The sequence below is a fragment of the Aquamicrobium sp. NLF2-7 genome, assembly GCF_022359935.1.
GTDB classification, from domain to species: domain Bacteria; phylum Pseudomonadota; class Alphaproteobacteria; order Rhizobiales; family Rhizobiaceae; genus Mesorhizobium; species Mesorhizobium lusatiense.
The window spans coordinates 58,074-83,095 of record NZ_JAKSED010000003.1 but is presented as its reverse complement, the minus strand read 5'-3'; the positions used below and the strand labels follow the sequence as shown (position 1 = coordinate 83,095).

20 protein-coding genes are annotated in these 25,022 nt (G+C 64.6%); 15 read left to right on the top strand and 5 right to left on the bottom strand.

Going from position 1 to position 25,022, the window contains the following annotated elements; translation table 11 throughout:
- The first annotated feature begins 10 nt into the window (after positions 1-10).
- Positions 11-1,006: a Tim44 domain-containing protein gene (locus MIC97_RS18970; RefSeq protein WP_239801548.1), complete on the top strand. Its 996-nt coding sequence runs from the start codon at positions 11-13 to the stop codon at positions 1,004-1,006.
- Between the two features lie 311 nt (positions 1,007-1,317).
- Here the strand turns inward: MIC97_RS18970 and MIC97_RS18965 are convergent, their stop codons facing one another.
- Entirely contained in the window at positions 1,318-2,139 is an 822-nt protein-coding gene (locus MIC97_RS18965) for a ricin-type beta-trefoil lectin domain protein (protein WP_239801547.1), read from the bottom strand.
- 179 nt (positions 2,140-2,318) lie between these two features.
- On the opposite strand from MIC97_RS18965, the gene MIC97_RS18960 reads away from it, so the two are divergent.
- The 14 genes from MIC97_RS18960 to MIC97_RS18895 all read left to right on the top strand — a co-directional run bounded on the left by MIC97_RS18960 (position 2,319) and on the right by MIC97_RS18895 (position 19,155).
- Complete coding sequence (locus MIC97_RS18960) at positions 2,319-3,308, top strand: OmpA family protein (protein WP_239801546.1); 990 nt, start codon at positions 2,319-2,321, stop codon at positions 3,306-3,308.
- Between the two features lie 119 nt (positions 3,309-3,427).
- Positions 3,428-4,615 carry a helix-turn-helix transcriptional regulator gene (locus tag MIC97_RS18955; protein WP_239801545.1) on the top strand — a complete coding sequence of 396 codons (1,188 nt, stop codon included), beginning with the start codon at positions 3,428-3,430 and terminating at the stop codon, positions 4,613-4,615.
- Positions 4,616-4,923: 308 nt separating this feature from the next.
- On the top strand, positions 4,924-6,396 hold the full coding sequence (locus MIC97_RS18950) for an MFS transporter (protein ID WP_239801544.1): 1,473 nt from the start codon (positions 4,924-4,926) through the stop codon (positions 6,394-6,396).
- A 24-nt stretch (positions 6,397-6,420) separates the two neighbouring features.
- Positions 6,421-7,194, top strand: a complete 774-nt coding sequence (locus tag MIC97_RS18945) for a siderophore-interacting protein (RefSeq protein WP_239801543.1) — start codon at positions 6,421-6,423, stop codon at positions 7,192-7,194.
- Between the two features lie 354 nt (positions 7,195-7,548).
- Positions 7,549-8,889, top strand: coding sequence for a cytochrome c (locus tag MIC97_RS18940; RefSeq protein ID WP_239801542.1), 1,341 nt, complete (start codon positions 7,549-7,551; stop codon positions 8,887-8,889).
- Entirely contained in the window at positions 8,886-9,791 is a 906-nt protein-coding gene (locus MIC97_RS18935; RefSeq protein ID WP_239801541.1) for a c-type cytochrome, read from the top strand. The genes MIC97_RS18940 and MIC97_RS18935 overlap by 4 nt, the downstream gene beginning before the upstream one ends.
- A 221-nt stretch (positions 9,792-10,012) precedes the next feature.
- Positions 10,013-11,593: an aldehyde dehydrogenase family protein gene (locus MIC97_RS18930; protein WP_239801540.1), complete on the top strand. Its 1,581-nt coding sequence runs from the start codon at positions 10,013-10,015 to the stop codon at positions 11,591-11,593.
- A 7-nt stretch (positions 11,594-11,600) separates the two neighbouring features.
- Positions 11,601-12,371, top strand: coding sequence for an ATP-binding cassette domain-containing protein (locus MIC97_RS18925; RefSeq protein WP_239801539.1), 771 nt, complete (start codon positions 11,601-11,603; stop codon positions 12,369-12,371).
- Between the two features lie 23 nt (positions 12,372-12,394).
- Complete coding sequence (locus MIC97_RS18920; RefSeq protein WP_239801538.1) at positions 12,395-13,147, top strand: transporter substrate-binding domain-containing protein; 753 nt, start codon at positions 12,395-12,397, stop codon at positions 13,145-13,147.
- A 160-nt stretch (positions 13,148-13,307) separates the two neighbouring features.
- Complete coding sequence (locus MIC97_RS18915) at positions 13,308-13,976, top strand: ABC transporter permease subunit (protein ID WP_239801537.1); 669 nt, start codon at positions 13,308-13,310, stop codon at positions 13,974-13,976.
- 13 nt (positions 13,977-13,989) lie between these two features.
- Positions 13,990-14,718 (top strand): ABC transporter permease subunit, encoded by a 729-nt coding sequence (locus tag MIC97_RS18910; RefSeq protein ID WP_239801536.1) that lies wholly within the window; start codon positions 13,990-13,992, stop codon positions 14,716-14,718.
- A 17-nt stretch (positions 14,719-14,735) separates the two neighbouring features.
- Positions 14,736-15,716, top strand: coding sequence for a MurR/RpiR family transcriptional regulator (locus MIC97_RS25145; RefSeq protein ID WP_275592525.1), 981 nt, complete (start codon positions 14,736-14,738; stop codon positions 15,714-15,716).
- The gene (locus tag MIC97_RS18900) at positions 15,713-17,047 is read left to right on the top strand and encodes an aspartate aminotransferase family protein (RefSeq protein WP_239801535.1); all 1,335 of its coding nucleotides are present in this window, start codon (positions 15,713-15,715) and stop codon (positions 17,045-17,047) included. The genes MIC97_RS25145 and MIC97_RS18900 overlap by 4 nt, the downstream gene beginning before the upstream one ends.
- 26 nt (positions 17,048-17,073) lie before the next feature.
- Positions 17,074-19,155 (top strand): FAD-dependent oxidoreductase, encoded by a 2,082-nt coding sequence (locus MIC97_RS18895; protein ID WP_239801534.1) that lies wholly within the window; start codon positions 17,074-17,076, stop codon positions 19,153-19,155.
- Positions 19,156-19,314: 159 nt separating this feature from the next.
- Here the strand turns inward: MIC97_RS18895 and MIC97_RS18890 are convergent, their stop codons facing one another.
- From MIC97_RS18890 to MIC97_RS18875, 4 genes are all read right to left on the bottom strand, one after another.
- Positions 19,315-21,114 carry an NAD(P)/FAD-dependent oxidoreductase gene (locus MIC97_RS18890; protein WP_239801533.1) on the bottom strand — a complete coding sequence of 600 codons (1,800 nt, stop codon included), beginning with the start codon at positions 21,112-21,114 and terminating at the stop codon, positions 19,315-19,317.
- Between the two features lie 59 nt (positions 21,115-21,173).
- Positions 21,174-22,247: a 2,3-butanediol dehydrogenase gene (locus MIC97_RS18885; RefSeq protein WP_239801532.1), complete on the bottom strand. Its 1,074-nt coding sequence runs from the start codon at positions 22,245-22,247 to the stop codon at positions 21,174-21,176.
- Between the two features lie 163 nt (positions 22,248-22,410).
- Positions 22,411-24,288, bottom strand: coding sequence for a sigma-54-dependent Fis family transcriptional regulator (locus tag MIC97_RS18880; RefSeq protein WP_239801531.1), 1,878 nt, complete (start codon positions 24,286-24,288; stop codon positions 22,411-22,413).
- A gap of 98 nt (positions 24,289-24,386) precedes the next feature.
- The gene (locus MIC97_RS18875) at positions 24,387-25,007 is read right to left on the bottom strand and encodes a TetR/AcrR family transcriptional regulator (protein ID WP_239801530.1); all 621 of its coding nucleotides are present in this window, start codon (positions 25,005-25,007) and stop codon (positions 24,387-24,389) included.
- Between the last annotated feature and the right edge of the window lie 15 nt (positions 25,008-25,022).

Sequence of the window (25,022 nt, the reverse complement as noted above, 5' to 3'; positions counted from 1 at the left end):
GAGACCTGACATGTTTACACCACGCCGCACCGGACTGTTCGCGCTGTTTGCCGGGCTGATGCTCGCCTTTTCGATGGTATCGGTGGACTACGCCGAGGCAAGGCGTGGCGGCAGCTTCGGCAGCCGTGGCCTGCGCACCCACCAGAGCGCGCCGGCCACCCGCACCGCGCCGAACCAGGCAGCTCCCGTCGAGCGCTCGATGACGCCCAACACCGCGCCCAATGCAGCGCGCCAGCCTGCGGCCGGCCAGCAGCGGCCGGGCTTCATGAACGGGCTCGGCGGCTCGCTCATGCGCGGCCTGCTGATCGGCGGCCTGATCGGCCTGCTGCTCGGACAGGGATTTGGCGGTCTGGCAGGTCTGTTCGGCCTGTTGCTGCAAGGCCTGCTGATCGCCGGCGCCATCATGCTCGCCCTGCGCTTTTTCCGCGGCCAGAACGCCGCTCAGCCTGCCATGGCCGGTGCCGGATCAGGAAATGCGCCCAACAACAACGGCTTTGGCCGTCAGGCGCACCCGGCGGGCGACAACAACAAGCGTGCCGGCTTCACCGTTCCGTCCTTCGGCGGGCAGCAGGCAGCCACGCAGACGCCCGCAATGCGCGACATGACACCCGATCAGGACGACCTCAACCGTTTCGAGGCGCTTCTGAGCGAAGTGCAGGATGCGTTCTCGCGTGAAGACTATGCCGGCCTGCGCGCGCTGGTCACGCCGGAAATGGTGTCCTACCTGTCGGAAGAACTGGCCCAGAACACGCATAACGGCCTGCGCAACGAGGTCAGCGACGTGCGGCTTCTGGAAGCCGACATCGCCGAAAGCTGGAGCGAGGGCAACCGCGACTACGCCACCGCCGCCCTGCGCTATGAAGCCATTGAGCTGATGCGCGACAGGACCACCGGCAAGGTCGTCGAAGGCGATGCCGACACCCCGAGCGAGACGGTGGAGCTGTGGACCTTCGTGCGCGAAAACGGGCAGGACTGGAAGCTCTCCGCCATCCAGCAGCCCGGCTGACGCAACCGGCAGCAACCACGCCCGCAACCTGCCTTCTGAAACTTTCAGGCGGGCAGGTTGCCGCACGAGCGGGACGGAAACCGACCTTCGGCCAGCGCAGGCGCAACAGCGCTGAAGTTCAGTCGGCAAGGAAACAAGCTGCGCGATTGTTCCATGGCGTATTCCGCCGCAAGTGCTGCCCCGGAACAGGAGCGGGCGCGGCATGTCATCGGCAGCCATGCAGCCCAGCCGCACGGCATGGCTCTCACGCTATCCCGCCCGCTTCGTCAGCCGAAAGTCACGGCCCGCCGGAGCCGGCATAAGCTGCCGGCTCATCTGATGACGAGAAACCTCTGATTGGGCTGCCCCGTACATTTGTAGCTCAGCACCGGCGTGCCGTTTGCATTGGCGGCCATACGCACATCCAGACAGCTGCCGTAGGCGTTCACGATGCGGCCGCTCTTTTCGACGGTCCACATCTGGCGTGTTCCGCCCGTGCAGCTCTTTACAAACACCGGCCCATCCTGCCGGATTGCAGTCAGGCAACCCGCGTTCACGCGTATCGTCGTTTTCTGGTTGTCCCTGAAAACAAACTGCTGATTGCTGCCATGGTGACACGTCCACAAAACGAGTTCGCCCTGCGCCGTGGCGTCGAGGCATTTGTCGCGTGCGTGGGCCGGCCGAAGGATCGCGCTGCCGCCCGCCCCCGCCGGCGTTTCCGGCTTTGGCAGATCGTAGCGCGCCCAGCGCTGGTTGATGGTGCCGTTGCAGCGATAGGTGATCACCGGCGTTCCGGCGGTTTTGCGGTTCTGCTCGACATCGACGCAAAGCCCGTTGCCGTTTTTGATCTGTCCGGTGTTGCTGTAGGCCCATGTCTGGGTGACGACATTGCGGCATGGCGCCAGAAAAAGCGCCTCGCCTTCGCGATTTCCTTCGAGACATTGCGACCCCACGCGCATCCTGCGCTCGCCATTTTCACGGCGCTCAAGCGTGATCTTCTGGGCATTCGAGCCGCTGCATTTTGCCAGCTTCGCATCGCCTGAAAGATCCATGCACAGATCGCGCGCGCTGTCCGGTCTCAGGTTCTTCGTTTCCGCCGGATAAAGGGTCGCCTGTGCCGTGCCCAGCCACGACAGCATTGCAAAAGCGGTCAAAGAACAGTGCTTTACAGCCCTCAGCATGGTGATCGGTTTTCCTCTTCCCGTTGAATCGCGTGTGGGCCGCATGGAAAACGCAATCCGGAGGGGCTGGCATCCACCAAAAGGTGGACGCGTTTTTCCTGTCAGCCGCTATCTCCCGGTTACCGCGCACATAAATACGGGATGAGATCGACATGAAGGCAGCCCTACGTTCCATGGTCCTGACCGCGGGCCTTCTGGCGAACCTTGCCCTGCCTGCCTGGTCGCAACCCACCCCCGACCTGCTCGATTTCTTCTCGATCGCGACGCCGACCGAAAGCACGCCGCGCATCGACAATTTCGACGAGACGTGGCTGATCACCGGCCCGATCTCGGAGTTCACCTCGAAGGTCATGCAGGGGCCGAGCTGGCTTCAACTGGAGGGAAAGGTGGTCTACGCCTATTACCGTTTCCAGCCCGGCGACAATGCATTGCAGGTGCAGCGCGCCTTTGAAAAGGCGGCGGCGGAGGCCGGCTATGCGGTCAGCTTCTCATGCAGCACCCAGAAGGGGGATTGCTTCAGTGAAGGCAAGCCGCTGTCCGGCGTCTCGCTCGGCATATTGCTGGACAAGCCCACCGACATGCCGGCGCTTGAGCCGCTCGGCATCGTGCGCAACTATTTCTATGTCGGCGGGGCCAGGCTCACCTATGTGGCCAAGGACGAAGAATCGAGCGTCACCCATATGCAGGTGGCGTTTGCCGATACGCCGGAAAAGGGCGTGATGGCGGTCACCAAATCCGTGATTACCGGCACGCCGCCGGAGCTCAGCAAGGCTTCGTCCATGCATTCGAAGCTGCTTGCCGGTGAAAGCGTTTCTCTCGACAATCTGCTGTTTGACACCGACAGCGCGATCCTGCTGCCGCCCTCGCGCGACCAGCTCTTCGAAATCGCCATGATGCTGCGCGAAAACCCGGCCCTCAAGCTTCAGATCATCGGCCATACCGACAGCGATGGCGGGCGCGACCACAATCAGGGCCTGTCGGAACGCCGTGCCGCCGCCGTGGTCGATGCACTCGCCAATGGCTTCGACATCGAAGCCGCTCGCCTCGCCTCCTCCGGCCGGGGCATGGATGCACCCGTTGCCAGCAACGGGACGGCGGCTGGCAAGGCCAAAAACCGGCGCGTCGAGCTGAAACTGCAATAGCATTTCAGCACGGCCTGCCGCGCGAAAATGCTTCCGGTCTTCAGGGGCCGGGATTTTCGCTTGCGCGCGCACCGTAAGCGGTCCACCAGATGGTGGATATGCGGTGCGGCGGAATTTCCATGTCTCCTTTCATCTCGCCTGAAAAACTCTCCGGACTGATCGGCCAGATCTACGATTGCGCGCTCGATCCGGAGCGATGGCCGCAGGCCATGCAGGCGATCTGCGAGGAACTGAACCTGCGCACCGGCGTCATCAGCATCATCGACATGATGCGCGGTGAGCCCCTTCTGGCATCGACGACCGGCTTTTCACCTCAATGGCTGGAACGTCTGCCGGAATTCTCCGACGGTCTCGTCGGACTGTGGGGCGGTGAGCGGGCCGTGCGCAACCTGCCGCTGGAAGAGCCAGCCGTGCTGTCCCGGGTCAACCCCTCCGGCGTGAGCGAAGACAGCGAAGACGGTTTTCACCTCGGCTTCAACCGCCCGCAGGGCTTTGTCGATGCGATAGCCGTCGGCCTGACCCGCGACGACACCATGCTCGGCACGATCGGCTTCAACCGCCATGAGGATTTCGGCCTCATCGGCCCGCGCGAAACCGAGGTGATGCGGCTCCTGCTGCCCCATCTTCAGCGCAGCGTGGCGATAAGCCGTGTGCTGGAGATACGGCGGATCGAAACCGACGCCATCAGGCTCGTCCTGAACTCGCTCAGCGTGCCGGTGTTCGTGGTCGGCTCCGGCTTCCAGCTTCGCTTCGCCAACGACGCCGGCGAAGCGCTGGCCGTGCAAAAGAAAATCGTCAGCATTCAGGGTGGCTGTGCGCGGCTCGACAACGCGCAGGCGCAGCGCAGGCTGGCATCCCTGATGCAATCTTTCATACAGGAGCCCGCGAACAGATCCGAAGAACCGTTCGGAACCGCCTTCCGGGATCATGAGCACAAGCCCTGGGTCGTCCATCTTCTGCCGCTGAGCAGCAGGGTTGCGGGGAATATCCGGTCGGGGGACGACCAGATGTTCGCGCTGCTGCTGTCCGGCCCCTCGCCTGCGGATTCTGCCGCAAGCCTGGAAGCGCTGGCGCTGCTCTATGATCTCACGGTTGCGGAAACGCGGGTGTTCCGGCTGTTGTGCGCCGGCGCCCCGTCAGGCCGGATCGCCGAGGAACTGAGCGCCGCGCCCAGCACGATCAAGACCCACACGCTGCGCATCTATGAGAAGACCGGGCTGCACCGGCAATCCGATCTGGTCGCGCTGGCCGGCTCCCTCGCCCCGGTCAGGCCGGCGGGGGAAGAGAGCGGCAGCCTCCGCTCCTGATCCGACAGAACATTTCGCCGTCAGACGAAATCGCCTGACGCCGCGGGAAGCGGCTCGGACAACGCCCGGCTTCGGCCGGTCGCTCCTGCGATCACGCATATCGCAAAGCGCGGGGCAAGAAAGGATGCAGGCTGCGGCGGCAGCGACTGCTGCCGGCTCCCTGCCCGCAGGCTTTTTGCGCCTGAATAGATGCATATTGTGCAATCATATAATAACGACATTGCACTATATGCAATTCAGGCTCCGCTGTATCGAAAGTCCAACTTCAGCAATCCCGAACGGGACACTTTCGATCGGACCTTTCTTCCATGTCTCAACTATCCGTATCTCCGCCGCAGGCTGCCACGCCTGCTCACGCTCCCCGTCATCCACCCCTGCGCTCCGGCCCACCCCTGCGCTCCGGGATGGTGCTTGCGGGGCTCTCGCTCGCCATTCTGCTCTCGCAACTTGGCACCAACATCATCAATGTGGCGCTGCCGACGCTGGTGGACGATCTCGGCGTTGAGTTCAGCGCCGTGCAATGGGTTGTCGTCAGCTACCTGCTCGTCGTCACCGCTCTCATCGTCGGTGTCGGCCGCCTTGGCGACCAGCTTGGCAAGAAACGCCTCTATCTGTGGGGCCTCGCCATCTTCATGGCGGCCTCGGTGCTGTGCGCGCTTTCGACCAGCCTGCCGGTGCTGATCGCCGGCCGCGCCGGGCAAGGGCTTGGCGGCGCCATCCTGATGGCCCTGTCCTTTGCCTTCGTCGGCGAGGTGTTTCCGAAGGAGCGCACCGGCTTTGCCATGGGTGTCCTGTCCACCATGGTGTCCTTCGGCATTGCGCTCGGGCCATCGCTGGGCGCGCTGACGCTGGCGGCCTTCGGCTGGCAGGCCATGTTCTGGCTGAATCTGCCCTTCGGCCTGCTGGCATTTCTGCTGATCAGTCGCTACCTGCCGGATGCGGTCGATGCCCCGCGCCATCCGCCTGCCCCCGCCCATTTCGACTGGGTCGGCACGCTCCTGCTGGCGCTGACGCTCGGCGCCCATTCGCTGGCCATGACCTTCTCCGGCAAACAGGGTTTTGCGGCGCAGCCGGTGCTCCAGCTTGGCTTCGCGGCGATCATCGGACTGGCATTGTTCCTTGCCGTTCAGATCCGGGCACGGGCGCCCCTGCTCAGGCTCTCCATGTTCCGCAATGCCCTTCTCTCGACCAGCATGGTGATGAGCGTGCTCATCTATGCGGTGATGATGGCGACGCTGGTGATCGGGCCGTTCTATCTGTCGAAGGGGCTCGGCCTCGACACCCGCATGGTTGGCCTCGTCATGACCACCGGTCCGCTGATGGCGGCACTCATGGGCGTGCCTGCCGGCACGGTTGCCGACCGCATCGGCGCCCGGCTGGCCATGGTCATCGGCGTTGCCCTGCTCACCTTCGGCACCTTCGCGATGTCGTGGATTTCTGCCGGAAGCGGCGTGACGACCTATATCGTTGCGATGCTGTTCATCAGCGTCGGGCTGGCCTTTTTCCAGACGCCGAACAACACCGCCGTGATGGCCGATGCGCGGCCCGAAACCCGCGGCCTGGTATCGGGGCTGCTGGCGCTCGCCCGCAATCTCGGCCTGATCACCGGCGCTTCGCTGATGGGCGCGCTGTTTGCCAATGCGCTGGGCGATCCCGCCGTCGCGACGCCCGCCATGGTGGCGGATGCCACCAGCCACGCCTTCCGCATCGCGGCAATCATGACCATGGCCGCCTTCCTCCTTTCTCTCTCCACGCTTCGCGGAGGCCGGCGCAACCGCTGACCCCGCCCCTGAAGGATTACCAAAATGCACATGCACACCGCATCATCGCCCGGCGTTTCCCGCCCCATTCCTCCCGAACGGCGGCTGAGGGTCGCCGAAGTCCGCAAGACGCAGCGGATCACGCCTCACATGCAGCGGATAACCCTTGCTTCGGCCGCTTTCATCGATTTTCCGGTTCGCCGCCCCGCCCAGTGGGTCAAGCTGTTCGTGCCGACGCCCGAAAACGAAAAACCCAGCGGTCGCGCCTACACCATCCGCGAGTTCCGCGAAGGCCTCTGCGAGATGGACGTCGACTTCGTCCTGCATGGTGACGGCCCCTGCTCGACATGGGCGCAGGCAGCCAGACCGGGCGACGTGGCGCAAATCGCCGGCCCCCGCGCCGGCTTCCAGCCCGACCCGGACCTGTCCCACCTGCTGATCGGCGGGGATGAGACCGCGCTGCCGGCCATCGGCTCGATCCTCGAAGCCCTGCCGGCCGGCGCAAGCGCCGACGTCTTCGTGGAAATCCCCGAGGATGCCGACGCCCAGTCCATCAGCACCAGGGCCGATGTGGAATTCACATGGCTACCGCGCAACGGTTCGGAACCGGGAACGACCACCGCGCTGGCCGAAGCCATGATGGCGGCCAGCCTGCCGCAGGAAAACAGCTTCGTCTGGTTTGCCGCCGAAGCCGGTGTCGTGCGCACGCTGCGCCGCCATTTCCTGTTGGACCGTGGCCTTGAACGCTCCCGGATGGCTATGGCCGGCTACTGGAAAAAGGGCGAGACCGATTTCCGCGACAGGGAAGACACCCCGTAATCCGTCAGCCTCCCTCCGGTGCAGCAAGCTCCTGCTCCGGAGAGACGAGGCCCGTCTTTCCCCTGCCCCGCGCCGGAAATTTCTCCACCCTTAAGGTTGCCTTAAGCCTCGGGGCGAACCGGGTCCATGTCCGGCATTTCCGGCCCGGACAGGCAGCGGGGGAGCTGCCTTGAATTTTACGACAACAGGGAGGAGCCGCAGGTTCTGAGCGGGGTGCATCTGCGCCCTGCCGATTTGTCGTTCCATCACATAACTTATTGAAATTGAAAGATAAATTACGAAATCATTGACCTGAATCAACGCCCCTGAAGGGTGAAGCTTCATCATGGCCCCGTCTCATCAGACGAGGACATTATGAGGTTCGTAAAACTTGCCCTTCTTGCCGGATTGTCGGCTCTGGCGATCGGGTGGGGCGTGGCAGCTTCCACCCCCACCTGGTTCGCACCGAAACAGGACCGCAAGGTCGATATCGCCGATCCCGACCTGATTGCGCGCGGCGAATATCTGGCCCGGGCGGGCGATTGCGTGGCCTGCCACACCGCACCCGGCGGCGCGCCCTATGCGGGCGGTCTCGGGCTGCAGACCCCGCTCGGCACCATCTACGCCACCAACATCACGCCCGACCGTGAAACCGGCATCGGCGCTTACGACTATGGCGATTTCGAGCGCGCGGTGCGCAAGGGCATGCGCCCGGACGGCGTGCACCTTTACCCGGCCATGCCCTTCGCCTCCTATCAGGTGGTGTCGGATGCCGACATCGAGGCGATGTACGCCTATTTCATGAGCGCGGTGAAGCCGGTCGCCAAGCAGAACCAGCCGACCACCATTCCATGGCCGGCCTCGATGCGCTGGCCGCTGGCATGGTGGCAGTTGCTGTTCGCCCAGCCGCGCGATTTCGATGCGCCGAAGAGCGACGATCCGCTGGTGGCGCGCGGCGCCTATCTGGTCGAAGGGCTGGCGCATTGCGGGGCCTGCCACACGCCGCGCGGCCTTGCCTATGAAGAAAAGGCGCTGAAGGACGACGGCTCCGGCCGGTTCCTCTCCGGCTCGGTTCTGGAAGGCTGGTACGCCAAAAACCTGCGCAACGAGGACACCGGCCTCGTCACCTGGACCGAGGACGAGCTGGTGACCTTCCTGCGCACCGGGCGCAACAAACGTACCGCCGCCTTCGGCTCCATGTCCGATGTCGTCGAGCACTCACTGCAATATCTCGGCGACGGGGATCTCACCGCGATTGCGCGCTACCTGAAATCCCTGCCGCCCCGGCCGGGCCGCGAACAATGGGTGCCAAAGGAAGACGTCACCACGGCAGCGCTGCGCAACGGCGATTTTTCGGCTCCGGGCGCCATGACCTATGTCGAGCACTGCACCGCATGCCACAGGCTGGACGGCAAGGGCGCGCCTGAGGTCTATCCCGCCCTTGCCGGCAACTCCATGGTGTTCGCCGATGATCCGAGCTCGCTCATTCAGGTGACGCTGGCGGGCGGGCGCATGCCTTCGACGCCCGAACACGCCATGGCATTCACCATGCCGGGCTTCGCGCATCTCGCCAACGCCGATCTGGCCGAGCTGATGACCTTCATCCGCAACTCCTGGGGCAACCATGCCAGCGCGGTAAGCGAGGCTGACATTGCCCGCATGCGCAAGGAAATCGCCCACAAGCCCGTTCACTACGCACCGGAGGCTGCGCAATGAGAAAGTCGTTCCTGATTGCCGGTGCCGCCCTGCTCGCCATCGCCGGCAGCGCCGCCGGATGGATTGCCAGCCGCCCGAACACGGATGCGCCGCCACCGGCGAGCTTTGCCGTGCTCGACGCCGACAACAACGAGGTTGGGCGCTATGTGGTGCCGGCCGACAAGGACATCCTCGCCCAGCCCAACGCCGACGAGATCATCTATGGCAAGCGGCTGCTGGCGGATACGGCGCGCCTTCTGCCGGACAATGTCGGCGCCGCGATGAACTGCAACTCCTGCCACCTGCTCGACGGCAAGATCGATGCCGCCAACGGCTATGTCAACACCGTCAACTTCTATCCGCGCGTGATGCCGCGCGCGGGCAAGGAGGTGGATCTGGAAATGCGCATCAACGGCTGCTTCCAGCGCTCCATGAACGGCAAGCCGCTCGACCGCGAAGGCCGGGAAATGAGGGCCATGATCGCCTATATGGACTGGCTGCGGCAGGGCGTGGCGAAGGACCACCGCGTCGATATCGTCAATGCCGGCGCGATCGACGAAAGCCTCGTTCCCGATCCCGAGAACGGCAAGGCGATCTATGCGCTGAAATGCGCAGCCTGCCACGGCACCGATGGCGAGGGCATGCGCGACCAGTTCGGCGACATCATCTTCCCGCCGCTGTGGGGCGAGGACAGCTTCAACATCGGCGCCGGTCTCGCCCGCACCTACAAGGCCGCCCAGTTCGTGAAATGGGCGATGCCGCCCTCCATGCATCTGGATGGCCAGCTTGGACAGGGCGGCGTGCTGAGCGATCAGGAAGCGATCGACGTGTCGGAATATTTCACCCACATGCCGCGCCCCGACTTCGCCCCGAAGGTGAACGACTGGCCGAACGGCAAGAAGCCAAAGGATGCCCGCTACTGAGCAGGCACCAGCTGGCCGAAGCAAAGGCGTCGCATCCTGCGGCGCCTTGTGCGTTTTGGGGGCATTTTCTCATGCCTCTCCCCCGCTTCTCCCCACGAAACAGATGCACCGCCCAAAACGGATATTGAACAACTGTTTTTTCAATGCTATCAGAAAAACAATTGTTCCACGCACATCCGGCGACGGCCGGCTGGCGGAAAACTGCAGGGAGGAGGGCATTGATGTCATTGCCACGCGTTACCTACACGAATCTGGGTGAGGATTTTTCCGGCGTTCATGCGCGCCTCGATGCCGAGCTTGAACATCTGGCCGCGCAAACGCTGGGCCGCAGCCATGCCGCCTCCATCGGCGGGCAGGATGTGGCGGGCACCGAAACCTTCTCCATCGCCTCGCCGATCGACAGCGACATCGTGCTCGGCCATTTCGCGGCCTGCGACACTGCCACGGTGGACCGCGCGGTTGCTGCCGCCCGCGCCGGCGCTGCCGAATGGTCGGCCCTGTCCTGGCAGGAGCGCGTGGCACGGCTGCGCAGCGCCGCCGATCTCGTCGAAGAGCGCAAATATCCGATCTCCGCCGCCTGTCTGGTCGAAGTCGGCAAGTCGCGCATGGAGGCCGTCGGCGAGGTCGAGGAGGCCATCGACCTGATCCGCTATTACAGCGGCGAGCTGGAGCGCAACAGTGGCTACGAGGCGGAAGGCAACAAGGCCCTGCCGCAGGAGCGGAGCTGGTCGCGCCTGCGCCCCTATGGCGTTTTCGCCGTCATCGCGCCCTTCAATTTCCCGGTGGCCTTGTCCATCGGCATGTCTACGGCTGCCCTTCTCGGCGGCAATGCGGTGGTGTTCAAGCCGAACGAAATGAGCGCGCTGACGGGCCGCCTGCTGGCCGAGTGCTTCCTTGAGGCCGGCCTGCCGGCAGGTGCGTTCAACCTCGTCTATGGCGGCGCTGACGTCGGCAAGGCGCTGGCGGAGCATCCGGGTGTCGATGGCATCGCCTTCACCGGCTCCAATGGCGTCGGCATGGAACTGCTGCGCCGCTACACCTCAGGCCGCGCGGCCAAACCCGTATTGGCCGAAATGGGTGGCAAGAACTCCACCTTCGTGACCGCAGACGCCGATCTCGATGTCGCCGCCGCCGGCGTCATGCGTTCCGCCTTCGGCCTTCAGGGGCAGAAATGCAGCGCGCTCTCCAAAATCTATGTGGCCAGCGCCGTGCGCGCGGCTTTCGTTGAAAAGCTGCTGGCCCAGATGGCGACCATCGTCATCGGCGATCCGCGCCGGGCCGACGTCTATATGGGGCCGGTGATCAACGAAAAGGCCATCGCCCGCTTTGAAAAGGCGGCGGCCGAGGCCGCCCGCGACGGCAGGCTGCTGGCCGGCGGCAAGCGCCTGACCGAAGGTTTCATGGCGCGCGGCCTGTTCGTGGAGCCGACGCTGGTGGCGGACCTTGACGCCGACCACGCCATCAACCGCGAGGAACTGTTCCTGCCGTTCCTGTCGCTGCAGGAATTCACCTCGCTCGACGCTGCCATCGCCGATGCCAACCGCGATGCCTATGGCCTGACCAGCGGCATCTATACGCAAAGCAAGGCCACGCTGGAGACCTTCCTGAACACCATTCAGGCAGGCGTGCTCTATGCCAACCGGGCAACCGGCGCGACCACCGGCGCATGGCCGGGCATCCAGACCTTCTGCGGCTGGAAAGGTTCGGGCACCACCGGCAAGGGCGGTCTCGGAAGCTGGTATCTGCCGCAGTTCATGCGCGAGCAGAGCCTCACCGTGTTCGGCCAGCCGGCAAACGCCTGATCCCGCGATGATCTCCGCCACACCTCTGGTCGTCCGCGATCTGCGCAAGAGCTATGCCAGCCTTGAAGTACTCAAGGGTGTCAGCCTGACCGCCAATAAGGGCGATGTCGTCGCCATCATCGGCGGGTCGGGCTCGGGCAAGAGCACCTTCCTGCGCTGCATCAATTTTCTGGAAACGCCTTCTGCCGGCGAGATCAGCCTGTTTGGCGAGCCGGTTCGGCTGAAACACACGGCGCGCGGCGCGGAGCCGGCCGACAAGGCGCAGTTGCGGCGCATGCGCACCCGCGTCGGCATGGTGTTCCAGAACTTCAACCTGTGGCCGCACATGACGGTTCTGCAAAACGTCATCGAGGCTTCGATCCATGTGCTCAAGCGCCCGCGCGCCGAGACGGCCGACAAGGGCATGGCGCTGCTGGAGCGGGTGGGGCTGGCCGACAAGCACGGCCACTACCCCTCGCAGCTTTCGGGCGGACAGCAGCAGCGCGTGGCGATTGCCCGCACGCTGTGCGTGGACCCGGAGCTTCTTTTGTTCGACGAGCCGACCTCGGCTCTCGATCCGGAACTGGTGGGCGAGGTGCTGCGCGTCATGCGCATGCTGGCCGAGGAAGGGCGCACGATGATCGTCGTGACGCACGAAATGGCCTTCGCCCGCGAGGTTTCCAGCAAGGTCATGTTCTTCAGTCAGGGCCTTGTGGAGGAGGAAGGTGCGCCGGCCGAACTGTTCGGCGCACCGCGTTCGGAGCGTCTGGCGCAGTTTCTGGCCCGCGTTTCCACGTGACGTTTTTTTGGGAGAGGAAAAACATGAAAAGACTGATCCTGCTGGCCATGGCCAGCCTTATTGCCGGTGCCGCACACGCGCAGGACGTATTGCGAATGGGCACCGAGGGCGCCTATGCGCCGTTCAACTATGTCGGGGCCGACGGCAAGGTCGCCGGCTTCGATGTCGATATCGGCAATGCGCTTTGCGAGAAGATGAACCGCAGCTGCGAATGGACCACGCAGGACTGGCAGGGCATCATTCCCGCCCTTCAGGGCGGCAAGTTCGACGTGCTGATGTCGTCGATGACCATCACCGAGGCCCGCCGCCAGCAGATCGACTTCACCGAGCCTTACTACATGTCCAAGGGCATGCTGATCGGCCGGGCCGACGCAAATCTGGAATTCAGTCCGGAAGGTCTGAAGGGCAAGATGCTGGGCGCGGTGCGCGAGACGGTCAACGCCATCTATGTCGACGCCAAGTTCGCCGACGTCGCCACCATCCAGACCTATGTGTCTTCCGACGACCTGTTCCTCGACCTGAAGAACGGCCGCCTCGATGCCGCCTTCGGCGATGCGACGGAGCTCAGCCCATGGCTGAAGGATCATGGCGGCGACGAGTTCGTGCAGATCGGCGAGACGGTCAGCGATCCGCTGCTGGGCGAAGGCATCGGCATCGGCGTGCGCAAGGGCGACAGCGCGCTTCTGGCAGACCTGAACAAGGCGCTCGACGCCATTGTCGCAGACGGCACATTCGCCACCCTCAGCCAGAAATATTTCGACTTCCCGCTGCGCTGACAGCCGGGAGGAAAGCGAAGCGGGGGCGGCCATCACTGGCTCGGCCGTCTCCCGCATCGCCCATCGCATCAAATGACCATCTGTCCGGCGTCAGGCAGGCACGGCGCATCGCACGCGCAGCGCCATGGCCGCAGGACCACAGCAGGCAAGGAGGCTTCGAATGAATTTGCAGGGCTTCGGCGCGCAGCTTCTCGCCGGCGCGTGGCTGACCATTCAGCTTGCCGTCTGCGCCTCGCTGCTGGGCAGCGCGCTGGGTTTCGCGACGATGCTGGCAAAGGTTTCCGACAGCCGCCTGCTGCGCGCTGCCGGCTTCGGCTTCGCCAATCTGTTCCGGGCCCTGCCCGAACTGCTCGTCATCCTGATCGTCTATTTCGGCCTGCCGCAGCTGCTGATGGCGCTGAGCGGACAGCGCGTCGAGGTCGGTCCGTTCATGGCCGGCGTCATCGCCCTGTCGCTGATCTTCTGCGCCTACTCGTCGGAAGTGTTCCGGGGCGCATGGCGCGGCATTCCCAAAGGACAGGTGGAGGCAGCCATGGCCAGCGGCATGGGCCCATGGCTGATCCTGCGCCGCATCCGGTTTCCGCAGATCGTGCGCCTGTCCCTGCCCAGCCTCGGCAATCTGTGGCTGGTGCTGTTGAAGGACACCTCGCTGGTGGCGGTGATCGGCCTGCAGGAGCTGATGCGCAAGGCGCAGATGGCGACTTCGGTGACCAAGGACCCGTTCACCTTCTACGGCGCCGCGGCCCTGCTCTATGTGGCGATCTCGGTGGTGTCCTCGGCCGGGCTGCAGGCCCTGGAACGCCGCTCGCGGCGCGGCCTGGCAGCATAGGGAGGGAACGGCCATGACATTCTTCTCCACCCTTGCCGGCATGTATGGCGAGCACTGGCGCGAACTTCTCAACGGCCTGTGGCTGGCGCTCGCGCTGGTCGCCGCCTCCTGCGGTCTCGGCTTTCTGGCCGCGCTGCCGATCTCGCTCGCCTGCTCGTCTGAAAACAGCTGGCTGCGCTGGCCAGCGCAGGCCTTCTCGGTGGTGTTTCGCGGCTCGCCGCTCTACGTGCAGGTGTTCCTCGTCTATTTCGGCCTGCCGGCCGCGCTGCTGGAGCTTTACGGCGGCAATGTCGGCGCGCTCAGGCAGAGCATGTGGTGGCCGCTTCTGTCATCGCCCTTCCTGCTGGTGCTGGTCGCCTTCACCCTCAACAATGCCGCCTACATGGCCGAGGATCTGCGTGGCGGCTTGCAGTCGGTGCCGCGCGGCCTGCAGGAGGCCGCGCTGGCGCAGGGCATGGGCTACTGGCCGATCCAGCGCCGCATCGTCCTGCCGCTCGCCTTCCGGCAGGCGCTGCCTTCGCTGTTCAACGAGGTGATCTTCACTTTCAAGGCGACTGCGATTGCTTCCACCGTTACCCTGCTCGACCTGATGGGAGTGGGCAACAGGATCTTTTCCCGCACTTACGACGTCACGGCCTATATCGCGATCGCGGTGATCTATCTCATCGTCGTGGCCATCATGGCGCGTCTGTTCGGTTATCTGGAAAGACACCTGTCACGCCACCTCCCCGGCGCAGCATGACGAGGAGCAGGCAGAGCATGGCAAAAGACAACAACGAGCGCGACCTTTCGGCAACCATGTCGATGGACGAGCTGACCGCGACCATCCACGAGCAGATACCGGCCATGCCCGCACAGCTTGCCGCCGGCGCCCGCTTCATTCTCGATCACCCCGACGTGGTGGTCACATCCTCGATGCGCGACATCGCCATGTCGATCGGCGTGGCCCCGGCAACGCTGGTGCGCCTTGCCCGGGCGCTCGGCTTCCCGGACTGGTCGTCGCTGCGCGAAATCTACGTCGCCTCCTATCGCGGCTCGCCGGGGCTTTATGCGCGCGGCGCTTCGGCGCTGGTCGAAGGCGCGGACGAGGAAAGCCTGCTTGGCCGCATGGCCAACACGCTGGCAGTGGATACGACGCGCCTTGGCCTGATCAACGACGCGGCCACCTTCGATGCGGCGGTGCGCCGGCTGGCCGAAGCGCCGCGCATCTATGTCGCCGCTTTCCTGTCCTGCCGCGCGCCGGGGCTGACCTTCACCTATATTTCGCGCCTGTTCCGCGACGGTGTGCATCTGAGCGAGGCGTCCGGCTCCTCGCTGGTCACCGAGCTTGCCACGCTCAACGAGAAGGACGTGGTGCTGTCGATCAATTTCAGCCCCTATTCGCGCGATTCCCTGCTGGTGGCGGGTGCCGTGAAGCGCTCGGGCGCGGGGCTGATCTCGCTGGCCGACAGCCGCGTCACGCCGCTGAGCGATGTGGCAGAGCATGTTTTGCTGTTCGAGACGGCAAGCCCGTCCTTTTTCCCCACCATCACCGCGGCCACCGCACTGGCTGAATCGCTGACCGCCGGCATGATGCGCCATCTGGGCGTCAAAGCGACCGAGCATCTGACCCGCGTGGAGGAAAGCCTCTACGCCGCCGACACCTATGTGGCGGCCAACGCCCGCAGCTCCGGCCCCGCCCCCGCCCCCGGCATTGCATCGAAATCAAGTCCTCCCCCCACCACCGGAAATAACTCATGACCACGCATGTCTTTCACCGCGCCCTGAAATCCGCCCTGCCCTATGTGGCGGGTGGTGACGGCATCACGCTCAGGGATGCGGAGGGCAGGACCTATATCGACGCCTGCGGCGGCGCTGCCGTTTCCTGCCTCGGTCATGGCCATCCGGCGGTTCTGGAGGCCATGGCCGCGCAGGCGAAGCAGGCGGCCTATATCCACACCTCCTTCTTCACCACGGAAGCCGCCGAGAAGCTGGCCGCGCGCGTGGCGGAAAACTGCGGCGGCGACCTCAACCATGTCTATTTCGTCGACAGCGGCTCGGAAGCCACCGAGACCGCGCTGAAGATGGCGCGCCAGTACTGGCTGGAACGCGGCCAGCCGCAGCGCACGAAAGTCATCTCCCGCCATTTCAGCTACCACGGCAACACGCTGGGTGCGCTCTCGGTGAGCGGCAACCGCTGGCGGCGCGAGCCCTATGCGCCGCTGCTGGCCGATGCCTCCTTCATCGAGCCCTGCTTTTTCTACCGCCACGCGGAGCCCGGCGAGACGCCGGAAGCCTATGGCGCGCGCGCCGCTGCGGCCCTTGAAAAGCAGATCCTCGAACTGGGTCCCGAAACGGTGATGGCCTTCATCGCCGAAACGGTCGTCGGCGCCACCACCGGTGCGGTTGCGCCCGCGCCCGGCTATCTGAAGCGCATCCGCGAGATCTGCGACCGTCATGGCGTGCTGCTCATCCTCGATGAGGTGATGTGCGGGGCCGGACGCACCGGCACCTTCCTCGCCGCCCATGCCGAGGGCGTCGCCGCCGACATCGTCACCCTCGCCAAGGGTCTGGGCGGCGGCTATCAGGCGATCGCGGCCGTCATCTGTTCGGACGAGGTCTATGAAGGCTTCTACAACGGTTCGGGCGTGTTCCAGCACGGCCTGACCTATTCCGCGCATCCTGTGGCCTGCGCCGCCTCGCTGGCCGTGCAGGAGGTGATCCTGCGCGACGATCTTCTGGCCAATGTGCGCGCCCGCGGCGAAGACCTGAACCGCGCCCTGCATGGCCGTTTCGGCACCAACCACCATGTCGGCGACATTCGCGGGCGCGGCCTCATTCAGGCCATCGAGCTGATGCGCGACCGGGCGGAAAAGTCGCCCTTCGACCCCGCCCTGAAGCTCAACCAGCGCATCAGGGCGGAAGCCTTTGCGCGCGGGCTGATGGTCTATCCCGGCGCCGGCTGCGTCGATGGCCGCGCGGGCGACCACATTCTGCTGGCTCCCCCCTACATCGTCACCCAGGCTGACATTGAGGAGATCGTCTCGCGCCTCGGCGAGGCCGTGGACGCCGCACTCGCGGCAGTGAACTGAAACCCAGTATTATGCAAGGCAGTCAAATGGCGCGTGATCCCCGCTACGATATCCTGTTTGAACCCGTCCGCATCGGACCCGTCACCGCCCGCAACCGCTTCTATCAGGTGCCGCATTGCAACGGCATGGGCTGGACGCAGCCGCAGGCGCTGGCGGAATTGCGCGGCGTGAAGGCCGAAGGCGGCTGGGCGGTGGTCAGCACGGAAGAGGTGGAAATCCACCCGACCGGCGATTGCGAGCCGTTCCATGAGGGACGCCTGTGGTCGGATGCCGATGTGCCGGCTCTGGCGCTGATGGCCGAGGCGGTTCATGCGCACAATTCACTGGCCGCCGTCGAGATCATGCATCACGGCGCCTCGTCGGCCAACTGGTCGTCGCGCGAGATGCCGCTGGCCCCGTCGCACCGGCCGATCATCTATTATGCGCCGGTGCAGGCGCGGCGCATGGACAAATCCGACATCGCCGATTTCCGCCGCTGGCACCGCGAGGCGGCGCTGCGGGCGAAGAAGGCGGATTTCGACGTGATCTATGTCTATGCCTCGCATGATCTCAGCCTGCCGATGCACTTCCTGCAGGCCCGCAAGAACGACCGCATCGACGAATATGGCGGCAATTTCGAAAACCGCGTGCGCCTGCTGCGCGAGGTGCTGGAAGACACGAAGGAAGCGGTCGGCGACCGCTGCGCCGTGGCTCTGCGCTTCGCCGTGGACGAGATGATCGGCGCCGACGGCATCACCAGCGATGGCGAAGGCCGCGACGTGGTCGAGCGGCTGGCCGAGCTGCCGGACCTGTGGGACGTCAACGTCTCGACATGGTCGAACGACAGCGCCACCTCGCGCTTCCAGAAGGAAGGCTATCAGGAGGACTTCACCCGCTGGGTGAAGTCGGTGACCACTAAGCCGGTGGTCGGCGTCGGCCGCTACACCTCGCCCGACCGCATGGTCAGCCTGGTGAAGTCCGGCGTGCTCGATTTCATCGGCGCGGCGCGTCCTTCGATTGCCGACCCCTTCCTGCCGAAGAAGATCGAGGAAGGCCGCTTCGACGAAATCCGCGAATGCATCGGCTGCAACATGTGCGTGTCGTCGGACTACACCAACACCAATCTGCGCTGCACCCAGAACCCGACCATGGGCGAGGAATGGCGGCGCGGCTGGCACCCGGAGCGCATCGCGCCGAAAGGATCGGACCGCACCGTGCTGGTGGTGGGCGCCGGCCCTGCCGGTCTTGAGGCGGCCCTTGCCTCCAGCCGCCGCGGCTATGAGGTGCATCTGGCCGAAGCCGGCACCGAGCTTGGCGGGCGGGTGAGCCGCGAAGCGCGCCTGCCCGGCCTTTCCGAATGGGGCCGCGTGCGTGACTGGCGCGTCACCCAGCTTTCCGTCATGCCCAATGTGCATATCTACCGCGACAGTCCGCTGACCGCGGAAGACGTGCTGGCCTTCGGTGCCGGCCATGTCGCCATCGCCACCGGAGCCGACTGGCGTCGCGACGGCGTCGGCCGCGACCATGGCGCGCCCATTCCCGGGTTCGACGATCCGCGCGTGTTCACGCCCGACGACCTGATGAACGGCAAGCGCCCCGAAGGTCCGGTCGTGGTGTTCGACGACGACCACTACTATATGGGCGGCGTGCTGGCGGAACTGTGCCGCTCATGGGGGCTGGAGGTGACGCTGGTCACCCCCGCCAGCATTCCTTCCGCCTGGACCGTGAACACGCTGGAGCAGGGCCATATCGCCAAACGGCTGGCGCGTCAGGGCATTGCCGTCGTCACCTCGGCGACGGTCACCTCCTTCGGCACCGACAGCGTCGAGATCCTCGATTACCTGCCCGGCACCACGCGCAGGCTGAAGGCCGGCGGCATCGTGACCGTCACCGCGCGCCTGCCGCGCGAAGGGCTTTACGAGGAACTGGCGGCAGCGCCCGAAAAACTGGAGGAAGCCGGCATCTCGACGCTGCGCCGCATCGGCGACGTCTATGCCCCTTCCACCATTCAGGCCGCGACCTATTGGGGTCACCGCTTCGCCCGCGAACTGGATGCGGAAGTGGTGCTGGCCGAAGACCTGCCGCGCGAACTGCCACAAGCCGCGCCGCTGCGCCGCCACTGGGCATAAAACCCTCCCGACGATAACGGAATGGTCCGCAAGCCACCCCGGCTTCCGGACCATTTTCCGCATCCCCGCAGAATGGGCAATTCTTCCCGGAAGGGCAAAGCTCCCGACCATGTTCGCCGGCGCACGGGTTCGGCTAAACCCATGCGCCGGCCAAAGACATCACTTCGTGTGATGCACTTCCTGCAGGCCGTAGACAGGCGTCGGTATGCCTTCCATGCGCGCCTTCAGTTGCAGGGACAGATATTGCGAGTAATGGCGCGACTGGTGCAGGTTGCCGCCGTGGAACCACAGCGCTTCCTGCTGCGTCGGCTTCCACATGTTGCGCTGCTCGCCTTCCCACGGGCCGGGGTCCTTGGGCGTGTCCGAACCCAGTCCCCAGACCTTGCCGACCTTGTCCGCTGTCTCCGCGTCGATGATGTCGGCGACCCAGCCGTTCATCGAACCGTAGCCTGTGGCATAGACGATGACGTCGGCGGGCAACTCCGTGCCATTGGCGAGCTTCACCGAATTCTCGGTGATCTCCTCGATCTGGCCGGATGCGAGCCTGATCTTGCCGTCGATGATGAGCTGCGAAGCGCCGATATCGATATAGTATCCCGAGCCGCGCCTCAGATATTTGAGGAACAGGCCCGACCCGTCCGCACCGAAATCGAGCTGGAAGCCGGCCTTTTCGAGCGCCGCATAGAAATCGGCGTCGATCTCGCGGATCTTGTCGTAGATGGGCTTCTGGAACTCGTTCATGATGCGGTAGGGCAGCGAGGCGAAGATCAGGTCCGCCTTGGCGGTGGTCACGCCATTTTGCAGCGCCTGCTCTGAATAAAGCGCCCCGAGCCCATGTTCCATCAGCGGTTCTGACCGCACGATATGGGTGGAGGATCGCTGCACCATGGTGACGTCGACGCCGGCCTCATAAAGGGCGGCACAGATGTCATGGGCCGAATTGTTGGAGCCGATAACCACCACCTTCTTGCCCTTGTAGCCATCCGGGCCGGGATGGCGGGACGAATGATGCTGCTCGCCTTTGAAGCGGTCCTGTCCCTTCACGGTCGGGATGTTCGGCTTGCCGGACATGCCGGTGGCGAACACCAGCTGCTTCGGGCGTACCACGACGTCCTCGCCATCGCGGTCGATGACCACCGTCCATTCCTTGTCCGCCTCGTTCCATTTGGCGGACTTGACGGTCGAGCGTGTCCAGTAGTTCAGCTCCATGACTTTGGTGTAGAATTCCAGCCAGTCGCCGATCTTGTCCTTGGGCGCGAAGACGGGCCAGTTCTTCGGAAAGTCGATATAGGGCAGGTGGTCGTACCAGACCGGATCGTGCAGGCAGAGCGACTTGTAGCGCTTGCGCCAGGAATCGCCTGGCCGCTCGTTGCGTTCGACGATGATCGTCGGCACGCCGAGCTGGCGCAGCCGCGCGCCCAGCGCGATGCCGCCCTGCCCGCCGCCGATGACCAGCACATAGGGCTGCTTTTCGTAGCCCAGCGTGCGCTCTTCCTCCTCGCGCTCTTCCTTCCATGTTTTCGCGCCGAGGTTCTGCCCGTGCTTCGCACCGAGCGGCCGGGTGAAGCCCGCCTTTTCCTCATGACCCTTCAGTTCCGACATGACGGTGAGAAGCGTCCAGATCCTGCCATTCTTCAGGCGGACGAGGCCGTAGCCGCGCGCAACTTCGGTCTCGAACGAGATCCAGCTTTCGGTGACGCCGTTGGCTTCGGTCGCGGTTTCGCCTTCCGCTACCTGCCAGTTGGTTGGCTTCACCTGCTGCAACTGGGATTGCAGCATGTCGCGCACCTCGTCATGGCCTTCAACGGTTTTGATGTTCCAGGTGAAGGCGACGAGATCGCGCCAGTAGCATTCGTCGGCGAACAACGAGACCGCCTCGTCGATGCGGCCGCCTTCCAGCGCAGCGCCGAACTTGTCGAGAACGGCCTGCACGCGCACTGTCGGGGTTTTCTCAAGCATTGCAATTTCCTCCCATGCAAAGTTGCGCCGGCCCTCCCGGAACCGGCAGTGAAATGTGTCTATCTGTTCAGATCGATCAGGATCTTGAGCTGGGTGCCGGCCGGGTCGAGCAGCCGGTCGAAACCTTCGGCGACCGCATCCTCCAATGCGATCGTCGCGGTGACGATTCTGGCTGCCGGTATCTGGCCGCTGGCGATCAGCCGCGCCACGCGCGGCCAGTAATGCGTGGGATAGGCCCACGAGCCCCTGATATCGATGTCCTTGAAGGTGACATCGAACCAGTTGAGCGGGTTCTCATGCGGGTGCAGGCCGGTCTGCACCACGACGCCCTGCTTGCGCACGGCATCGGTGCAGTTCTTCAGCGCGTGCTCGTTGCCCACGCATTCGATGGCGACGTCGCAGCCGACGTTCCCTTCCGTTTCGGCCCGCACCACATCGCCGACATTCTCGGCTTTCGGATTGATGGTGCGGACCTCGCCCAGTTTCTCGCGCGCAAGCTGCAGGCGGGTGTCGTTGAGGTCGGACAGGAAGATCTGCGATGCGCCGGCCGCCCTTGCCGCCATCGCGGTCAGGATGCCGATGGGGCCGGCGCCGGTGACCAGCACGCTGTTGCCGGCGGTGACGCCGCCGCGATCGCAGGCATAGACCGCCACGGCCGTCGGCTCGATGAGTGCCGCCTCCTCGTCGCTCAGATCGTCAGGGATCGGCTGCACATTGTAGCTGTTGAGCAGCGCCTGACCGGACATGCCGCCCGAATGCCAGGACAGACCGGCCAGCGCGAGGCTGGTGCTCAGATGGTAAAGCCCGCGATCGGCGAAATAGTCTCCCGCCCGCGGCATGATCAGCGGCTGCACGGAGACGCGGTCGCCGACCTTCACATGTGTCACATCCGCGCCGACGGCCTTGACCACGCCGCCAAACTCATGCCCCAGAACCTGCGGGCCGCTTGCCCCGGTGAACGGATGCGGCTCGGTGGGGATGAAGATCGGCCCATAGGCATATTCATGCAGATCGGTGCCGCAGATGCCGCAGAAGCGGTTTTCGATCAGCACCTGATCCGGGCCCGGATCGGGCGGCGCGGCCACCTCCTCCACCCGCAGATCCTTTGCCGCATAAAAGCGCAACGCACGCATGCATGTCTCCTCCATTTTGTCCCATGGAAGAGTTAGCAAGGGCCGTGCCAGATGCAGGCCAACACCTAAACGATTGTTTTCTCTATATTCTCAACAAACAGAAAATTGCCCCCGCGCCCGATGCAACAGGCCGGTTGCAACAGGTGTTGCACCTGTTGCAGGGTCAGTGCAGGCGTTTCAGCCGCCGATGGATGGTGGAGCGGTTGACGCCCAGCCGGCGCGCCAGCTCGGAGACATTGTTGCCGCATTCGCCGAGCTGGCGGCGCAATGCCTCATTGTCTACCTGCCCGCCGCCGGGGAGAGCTTCGGTCTGAAAATGCTCCGGCAGACACTCGGCGGTGATAGCCGCATCCGTCGCCATCGCCGCCGCCACCCGCAAGGTGTTGTCCAGCTCCCGCAGGTTGCCCGGCCAGTCATGGCGCGCCAGAGCCCGCCGGGCGGCGAGGTCGATGGTGATGGTCTCGCCCTCCTCCTCGCCGTGACGGCGCAGGAGATGATCGACAAGCCCGTCGAAATCGCGCCTCTGGCGCAGGGGCGGAATCGTCAGCGTCGCGGCGTTCAGCCGGTAGAGCAGATCCTCCCGGAAACGCCCTTCGGCGGCCATGGCGGCAAGATCGCGGTGCGATGCCGAAAGCAGGCGGAACCTAACGGGCTTCGGCCTGAGCGCTCCCACCGGCTGCACTTCGTTTTCGGAAAGCACCCGCAAAAGCCGGCTTTGCAGGGCAAGCGGCATATCGCCGATCTCGTCCAGAAACAGCGTTCCGCCGTTTGCCGCCTCGATCAGGCCCGTCTTGCCCTTCTGCATCGCGCCGGTGAAGGCGCCGGGCGCATAGCCGAACAGTTCGGATTCGATCAGCTGCTCGGGGATGGCCGCGCAGTTGACGGCGACGAAGGGACCGGATCGCGCGCTGCTGTCATGAATGGCGCGGGCCAGATATTCCTTGCCGCTGCCGGTTTCGCCCCGGATGAGGATGGGCAGATTGCGGTCCGCCAGTTTCGCCGCCCGCGCCTGCAACGCCTCCATGGCCGGATCGCCGAAACTCAGATGCCGCAGGGCGGCAGGCAGCCGTGCGGGGATGATCGTCGACGGGGTGCGGAAGCTGCTGATCGGGGCGATGGCGCTGGCAAACAGCGCCAGCCCGTTGCGCGCCCGCACCATGCGCTCGCCATTCGGTCTGCCCCGCATCAGGGCGGGAAGCTGGTCGATGTCGATGTCAAAGATATCGGAGACCGGCTTGCCGATGAAATCCCGTGTTGGCGCCGTATTCTGGTTCATGGAGCGCGCGACCGCGCCGAAGCCGCCATGGGTCATGCCCGTGATCATGCCGTTGCCGTCGATGGTGATCGCCGCATCGGGATCGACATCGAGAAAATCGGGCAGCCGCGCCAGCCGCAGAACCCAGTCTTCCCGCGCCCGCGTCATCAGGTTCGCAAGCTCGATGCGGCGCGCCGTGGAGGCGACCAGATGCAGCGCCAGCTGCTGGCTGGCCTTCTCGGTCGGCGAGCGCAGCTGCGAGATGTCGAGCACCGCCGACAGATCCCCGAACGTGTCGAAGATCGGCGCGGCCGTGCAGGTCAGGCCGATATGACAGGCATCGAAATGATCGTCCTGATGAATGATGACGGGTTTTTCCGAGACGATGCAGGCGCCGACGGCGCAGGTTCCCGCCCGGTCTTCCGACCATTCCGATCCGAGATACAGCCCCGCCTTGCGCAACTGGTTGTCGAAGGTCGGATCGCCCATGAACTCGACGGTGACGCCGCGCGCATCGGACAGCAAAAGCACGTAGTTCTGATCGGCCACCTGCCTGAACAGCCCTTCGAGCCCGGTTCGCCCGATGCGGATCAGCTCTTCCGACTGCTCGCGATGTTCCCGCAACTGGGTGGCGGGTACGATATAGGCTTCCTGCGGGCGCGCGGGATTGAGCTGGTAGTCGTTGAGGCAACGCAGCCATGACTGAATGACAGGGCGATCCCGGTTCGAGGGCCTGCCCATGGCAACGCGCTCGATCTCCCTGATGTGCGACAGCGCCGACACCATGATCTTTCTCCTCCGCCTTCAGGTTGGCACAAGAGGTGTCGACACTCAACAGCGGATATGTGGCCGGGAAGCGGGCAGCATGTCGGCGCGGCTGCCGGTCAGCCTTCCGGAATCTGGTCCATGGTCGCCAGCGAACCGATGATCAGCGCCCTTGCTCCGAGGTCGTACTGGGCCTTGATCCAGTCCGCCCTTTTCAGTCCGCCCCTTTGGGGGAGAACCTCCTGCCCGTCCTTGATGGGCAGCACGGTATCGGCCACCGACACGCAGAAATAGGCAACAATGAACAACAGCCAGTTCGCCCGCGTAAAGGGAATGCCGAAGATGCGCGCGACACCTTGCTGGTGCTCTTCCATCTTCCGCATCATCGCCGGCGTTATCAGGTCCTCGCGAAGAATGTAGGGCGCGATGCCGGGATGCCGCTCGACCAGCATCCACATCGACTGGCTGAACGACAGCATGAAGCTTTCAAGCCCCTCGCCGCCATCGGGCGCGGGCGGCGGAAGCTCCCAGCGCAGGAACAAATCCTCCGCAATCTGCTGCTTCAGCTCCTCAAGGCCGGAGACATGCTTGTAGAGCGCCTTGGCGCTGACGCCGAGATGCGCGGCAATGCCCAGAATGGTGACATTGGGAAGCGTGATCTCGATGCCGGCATCGCTCAGGCGCTCCCGCGTGATGGTCCTTGGACGACCTCTCGCGGTTACAGGATGGCTCCCGATCATGGCTCTCCTTTCCCC

Excerpts from the sequence above, each read along its gene's own strand:
- MIC97_RS18970 (WP_239801548.1), top strand. The coding sequence starts at position 11 with ATGTTTACACCACGCCGCACCGGACTGTTCGCGCTGTTTGCCGGGCTG.
- MIC97_RS18960 (WP_239801546.1), top strand. The coding sequence starts at position 2,319 with ATGAAGGCAGCCCTACGTTCCATGGTCCTGACCGCGGGCCTTCTGGCG.
- MIC97_RS18955 (WP_239801545.1), top strand. The coding sequence starts at position 3,428 with ATGTCTCCTTTCATCTCGCCTGAAAAACTCTCCGGACTGATCGGCCAG.
- MIC97_RS18950 (WP_239801544.1), top strand. The coding sequence starts at position 4,924 with ATGTCTCAACTATCCGTATCTCCGCCGCAGGCTGCCACGCCTGCTCAC.
- MIC97_RS18945 (WP_239801543.1), top strand. The coding sequence starts at position 6,421 with ATGCACATGCACACCGCATCATCGCCCGGCGTTTCCCGCCCCATTCCT.
- MIC97_RS18940 (WP_239801542.1), top strand. The coding sequence starts at position 7,549 with ATGAGGTTCGTAAAACTTGCCCTTCTTGCCGGATTGTCGGCTCTGGCG.
- MIC97_RS18935 (WP_239801541.1), top strand. The coding sequence starts at position 8,886 with ATGAGAAAGTCGTTCCTGATTGCCGGTGCCGCCCTGCTCGCCATCGCC.
- MIC97_RS18930 (WP_239801540.1), top strand. The coding sequence starts at position 10,013 with ATGTCATTGCCACGCGTTACCTACACGAATCTGGGTGAGGATTTTTCC.
- MIC97_RS18925 (WP_239801539.1), top strand. The coding sequence starts at position 11,601 with ATGATCTCCGCCACACCTCTGGTCGTCCGCGATCTGCGCAAGAGCTAT.
- MIC97_RS18920 (WP_239801538.1), top strand. The coding sequence starts at position 12,395 with ATGAAAAGACTGATCCTGCTGGCCATGGCCAGCCTTATTGCCGGTGCC.
- MIC97_RS18915 (WP_239801537.1), top strand. The coding sequence starts at position 13,308 with ATGAATTTGCAGGGCTTCGGCGCGCAGCTTCTCGCCGGCGCGTGGCTG.
- MIC97_RS18910 (WP_239801536.1), top strand. The coding sequence starts at position 13,990 with ATGACATTCTTCTCCACCCTTGCCGGCATGTATGGCGAGCACTGGCGC.
- MIC97_RS25145 (WP_275592525.1), top strand. The coding sequence starts at position 14,736 with ATGGCAAAAGACAACAACGAGCGCGACCTTTCGGCAACCATGTCGATG.
- MIC97_RS18900 (WP_239801535.1), top strand. The coding sequence starts at position 15,713 with ATGACCACGCATGTCTTTCACCGCGCCCTGAAATCCGCCCTGCCCTAT.
- MIC97_RS18895 (WP_239801534.1), top strand. The coding sequence starts at position 17,074 with ATGGCGCGTGATCCCCGCTACGATATCCTGTTTGAACCCGTCCGCATC.
- MIC97_RS18890 (WP_239801533.1), bottom strand. The coding sequence starts at position 21,114 with ATGCTTGAGAAAACCCCGACAGTGCGCGTGCAGGCCGTTCTCGACAAG.
- MIC97_RS18885 (WP_239801532.1), bottom strand. The coding sequence starts at position 22,247 with ATGCGTGCGTTGCGCTTTTATGCGGCAAAGGATCTGCGGGTGGAGGAG.
- MIC97_RS18880 (WP_239801531.1), bottom strand. The coding sequence starts at position 24,288 with ATGGTGTCGGCGCTGTCGCACATCAGGGAGATCGAGCGCGTTGCCATG.
- MIC97_RS18875 (WP_239801530.1), bottom strand. The coding sequence starts at position 25,007 with ATGATCGGGAGCCATCCTGTAACCGCGAGAGGTCGTCCAAGGACCATC.